The organism is Mesorhizobium sp. M7A.F.Ca.CA.004.06.1.1, assembly GCF_003999135.1.
Taxonomy (GTDB): domain Bacteria; phylum Pseudomonadota; class Alphaproteobacteria; order Rhizobiales; family Rhizobiaceae; genus Mesorhizobium.
This window is the reverse complement of record NZ_RZPQ01000507.1, coordinates 1-4,334: the sequence shown is the minus strand read 5'-3', so window position 1 is coordinate 4,334 and position 4,334 is coordinate 1. Positions and strand designations below refer to the sequence as shown.

Annotated in this window: 5 protein-coding genes; 1 reads left to right on the top strand and 4 read right to left on the bottom strand. The window is 62.2% G+C overall.

The window, feature by feature from the left end:
- The 4 genes from EN906_RS24485 to EN906_RS24470 all read right to left on the bottom strand — a co-directional run.
- Positions 1 to 1,580, bottom strand: a 1,580-nt coding sequence (locus EN906_RS24485) for a di-heme oxidoredictase family protein (RefSeq protein ID WP_127375441.1), incomplete at its 3' end; no start/stop codon positions are given.
- Between the two features lie 12 nt (positions 1,581 to 1,592).
- Positions 1,593 to 2,078 carry a bacterioferritin gene (gene bfr, locus EN906_RS24480; RefSeq protein WP_013527914.1) on the bottom strand — a complete coding sequence of 162 codons (486 nt, stop codon included), beginning with the start codon at positions 2,076 to 2,078 and terminating at the stop codon, positions 1,593 to 1,595.
- Positions 2,044 to 2,355, bottom strand: a complete 312-nt coding sequence (locus EN906_RS24475) for a (2Fe-2S)-binding protein (RefSeq protein ID WP_023811421.1) — start codon at positions 2,353 to 2,355, stop codon at positions 2,044 to 2,046. Before EN906_RS24475 ends, bfr begins: the two co-directional genes overlap by 35 nt.
- A gap of 110 nt (positions 2,356 to 2,465) precedes the next feature.
- The gene (locus EN906_RS24470; RefSeq protein WP_127270714.1) at positions 2,466 to 3,755 is read right to left on the bottom strand and encodes an imelysin family protein; all 1,290 of its coding nucleotides are present in this window, start codon (positions 3,753 to 3,755) and stop codon (positions 2,466 to 2,468) included.
- A 433-nt stretch (positions 3,756 to 4,188) separates the two neighbouring features.
- On the opposite strand from EN906_RS24470, the gene EN906_RS24465 reads away from it, so the two are divergent.
- A partial coding sequence (locus tag EN906_RS24465; protein ID WP_164777325.1) for an FAD-dependent oxidoreductase occupies positions 4,189 to 4,334 on the top strand: 146 nt, incomplete at its 3' end.

Sequence of the window (4,334 nt, the reverse complement as noted above, 5' to 3'; positions counted from 1 at the left end):
GCCTGACCGAGGCGATTCTGTGGCATGGCGGCGGCAAAGCGGTCGCGCGCTTTCTGCGCCTCGCCGCCATGCCACAGAATCGCCTCGGTCAGGCTGCGCGCGCGCCCGTCATGCAGGAAGAAGGAATTGCCGTTGACCGTCCCGGTCAGGCCGATGCCCCACAGTGGCGGCGTGCGCCATTCATTGCCCGTTGCATCTCCCACGGCTTGGCCATCGGCCAGATCAGGCCCCATGTCGTGCAGCAGGAAGTCGGAATAAGGCCAGATCAACTGGAAGGCCTGCGCCTTGTTGGGCGTATCGCGGCGCGTGACGAATTTCGGCGTGTGGCAGGCAATGCAGCCGATCTCGTAGAATGTTTTTTTGCCCGCGAGCACGTCGGGCCGGTCGAGGTCGCGGCGCGACGGCACGGCCAGGTTCTGCGAATAGAAGGTGACGAGATCCATCACCGGCGGCGGCGCTTCGACCGGGCCAAGACGCTGCTGCACGCCGTTCGGCATGTCGAGGCATTTTGCCTCCGCAGCAGTGCAATCGCCCCAATGCTTCGGCTCTTCGGGCGTCGAGATGCCGATGTCGCCGGCAAAAGCGTCCGCCGCCTGCTGGCGGATCGACGCGGTCTGTGCCTTCCAGCCGAAACGGCCAAGCGTCAGTTTTCCGTTCAGGCTATCGCGCACGATGTTCGGCCTGCCGGAAATGCCGTCGCGGTCCCTGTCGTCCGGATCGGCGTGGGCGAGAATATCAGCCGGCGCGATCTGTTCGATCAGGCCCAAGCCGATCATCGGCGGGGTCAGGCGCGGCGACAGCGTGGTGCGTGGGTCAAGCGGCCCGTAGCCAAGGCCGTCAACCGAATAGCTCGGCTTGCGCAAGGAGATCACAGTGCGGTCCGTCAGCTCTACCTTACGTTCTTGGTAGTCGATATGCATCCTGCCTTCACCGGGCAGGCCGGGTACGGCGAGCTCCTGCAATTGCCTGCCGTAGACCGGGTCGGGGAAGTTGAGCACCTCGTGGTCGGCAAGCGCCGCCTTCTCTTCCGCGCTGCTGGCGTCACGGGCCAGCCGCAGGAACATCGACGTGGTGCCGACGTCGCCTTGCGGCGGGCGGCCGCGGCCATCCTTCAGATGGCAGTTCTGGCAGGCACGTTCGTTGAACAGCGGGCCGAGCCCGTCCGACGCCTGCGTCGAGGATGGCGACGAGACCCAGTTCTTGCGGAAAAGGGCATTGCCGAGCTTGAAGTCGCCCTCTTCCTCGAAGGTGATGTTGGCCGAGGATTGCGAGAAGGAATCGCGGCTGACGTCCTTCCGGGACGTGCCGGCGCCACCTTGCATCAGTTCGAACTGCTCTGGCCTGGAAAAATCCGCGGTCGGCCTCGTGACGGCGATGACGCGCGCCTGGTCCTTCGCATTGAGGTCGGTGCGCGTGGTGGCGAGCCCGGCAGGCTGAAGATCACCGGCCATCGCCGAGGAGGCAAGCGCCAACACGAGCACGACATAGCGCCGACGCGCCAATCCGGCCGGCGTCTTGCGAAGGAGCGGCGAGCCATTGGCCCGCCGCGAGCGGCGCATGAATTCTAGCAGGCGCCGCATTCCCGCATGCCCTTACTCCGCCTCGTCCGCCGATGCGGCGTTGAGCTGGCCGTATTTTTCCTCGCCGATCGAGGCAAGCAGGTCGAGCTGCGTCTCGAGAAAGTCGATGTGACCCTCCTCGTCGGCGAGCAATTCCTCGAACAGCTTCATCGTCACGTAGTCGCCGGCGTCGTTGCAGATTTCGCGCGAGCGCTTGTAGGCGGTACGTGCGTCATATTCGCCGGCAAGATCGGATTCGAGCACTTCCTTGACGTTCTGCCCGATGCGCAACGGCGCCACGGACTGCAGGTTCGGATGGCCTTCGAGGAAGATGATACGGGCGACGAGCTTGTCGGCATGGTGCATCTCCTCGATCGATTCCGCCCGCTCCTTCTTTGCCAGCTTGGCGTATCCCCAGTCCTCAAGCAGACGGAAATGCACCCAGTACTGATTGACGGCCCCAAGCTCCAGAAAAAGAGCCTCGTTAAGCCGCTCGATGATCTGCGGATCGCCTTTCATGAATTCTGCTCCCGTATTGGACGCGCAGGCCTCTGACGCGATCCAGGTGTGAAACGACATCCACGCCGCTCGCCTCCGAGCGGGCGTGGTAATTTTCGGTGACCCGAATGATCGTTTCCACCACATTTGGGAAGCAGCCGCAACAGCGACCGCGCTTTTGCATGGCATGATAGATCTTCGCCGGCACGATCAGCTGCCAGGGATCCTGGTCCAGCAGCCCGACGATCGTCTGCTCGATCTCCTTCTCGGTGATGATATTGCAATGACAAATCAGCATTGGCTTGCTCGGCTGGCTGACGGCGTCTCCCGCGCCGTGTGGCTTGATTTTCTAGCGGAGGCCGTTCCAGAGCCGGTCCGGCTCCGGATCAGTCTCCTGTCTTTCGGCCCTTACTTGAACACCTTGTCCGGCGCGTCGAGGCTGTCGGACCCTTCGAAGGCGATGGTGCTGAGCTTCAGGGAGCCGACGGCGCGCTCAATCGACTTGGTCTGATCGATCAGCGCATCGATCGCCGCCTGCACGGTGGCGTTGCCCTCAACGTTGCCCTCGGCGATCTGCTGGTCATAGGCCTCGCCGGCCAGTGCACGCGCCTTGATCGCCTCCATCTTGGCGACGGTGACATCGAGCTTGTCAGACAGTTCCTTGTCGATCGCCGGATCGGCCGCCTTCACCATATCGGCCACCGAGGGACCCGAAACGACGGTGCCGTCGAGACGCGTGTAGCTCGCATGATAGGCCGCGCGAATGCCGATGGCGTCGTAGAGATGCGAATTGTAGGTGTTGTCGGAGAAGCAATCGTGCTCCTCTTCCGGATCATGCAGCAGCAGGCCGAGCTTCATGCGCTCGCCGGCCAGTTCGCCGTAGGACAGCGAGCCCATGCCGGTGAAGATGGTCGAGATCGCCGTGTTCGGCTCGCCATCGACGAGAGCCTTGCGGGCGGCGCCGTCTTCCTTCCAGTTGCCGACCATCTCCTGAATATCCGAAACCAGAAGGTCGCTGGCCGATTTCAGATACTCGGCGCGGCGATCGCAATTGCCGCCGGTGCAGTTCTTGAGGTCGTAGTCGGTATAGGGGCGCTCGCCGGCACCCGGGCCGGTGCCATGCAGGTCCTGGCCCCAGAGCAGGAATTCGATGGCGTGGTAGCCGGTGGCGACATTGGCCTCGATGCCGCCGGCTCCCTGCAGCGTGCCGGAGAGGAACTCCGGCGAAAGCTTCGATGCATCGACCTTCTTGCCGTTGATCTCGATCTCCTTGTTGGCGATCACATTGGCCGTGTAGAGCGCGTTCGCGTCCGATTCGGTGCCGTAGCTCTTGGCAACGTAGTCGATCAAGCCTTCATCCAGCGGCCAGGAGTTCACCTTGCCTTCCCAGTCGTCGACGATCTTGTTGCCGAAGCGGTAGACCTCGGTCTGCTGGTAGGGAACGCGCGATGCCTTCCAGGCGTCACGGGCAGCGTTGAGGGGTTCCACCGATGGCGCGGCGAGCAGCGCGTCGACCGCCTTGTCGAGCGCCTGCGCGGTGGTCAACGAATCCTCGTATTTGGCGAGTGCGATGTCGGAATAGGTCTTGATGACCGCCTTTGCATCGGTTTCCGCCTTTGCCGGCAACACGAATACCGCCGCCGTCAGCAGGGCAGTGGCGCCGATCGCCGCAAGCCTGCTGCCATATCGTGCTGTCATAATCACTCTCCAGTTTCTCGGAAATTCTGTAAACGGCGCGCGCAGCAACCGGCGCCAGGCCATCTGTGGGCCATTGGGCGCAAGAGATGCCGCGCCATCGCGCGGTTCGCGGAAGAAAGACACCAAAATGCCTCCAATCGAAAGGGTTCAAGGCCCAGACATTAAAGGGATGCGCTGACGCGCGAGCCTCCATAAAGCTGCGACATCGTCGGATGTCAATGACAATCCGCAAGAAAAGTCAATTGAAACAACAGTTTAGAATTATTCTAAACTACGACTCTCAACTTTATGCATTTTCCTGCACCGGTCTTGCCGCTGAACTGTGCGATTGACAGCCGCCATCCCGGATGCGACCCGCAAAAGCTCGCTTGCAGCGGTGCCAGACAATTGCCATCTGGCGAAACATCCTAGGGTAGAATCAGGATTGGATGCGATGAAGAACGGTGTGGTCATTGTCGGCGCGGGTCATGCGGGCGTGCAAGCGGCCGCCAGTCTGCGCGAAGACGGCTATGACGGGCCGGTGATCCTCGTTGGGGATGAGGACGAACTTCCCTATCACAAGCCGCCGCTGTCGAAGAC

Excerpts from the sequence above, each read along its gene's own strand:
- bfr (WP_013527914.1), bottom strand. The coding sequence starts at position 2,078 with ATGAAAGGCGATCCGCAGATCATCGAGCGGCTTAACGAGGCTCTTTTT.
- EN906_RS24475 (WP_023811421.1), bottom strand. The coding sequence starts at position 2,355 with ATGCTGATTTGTCATTGCAATATCATCACCGAGAAGGAGATCGAGCAG.
- EN906_RS24470 (WP_127270714.1), bottom strand. The coding sequence starts at position 3,755 with ATGACAGCACGATATGGCAGCAGGCTTGCGGCGATCGGCGCCACTGCC.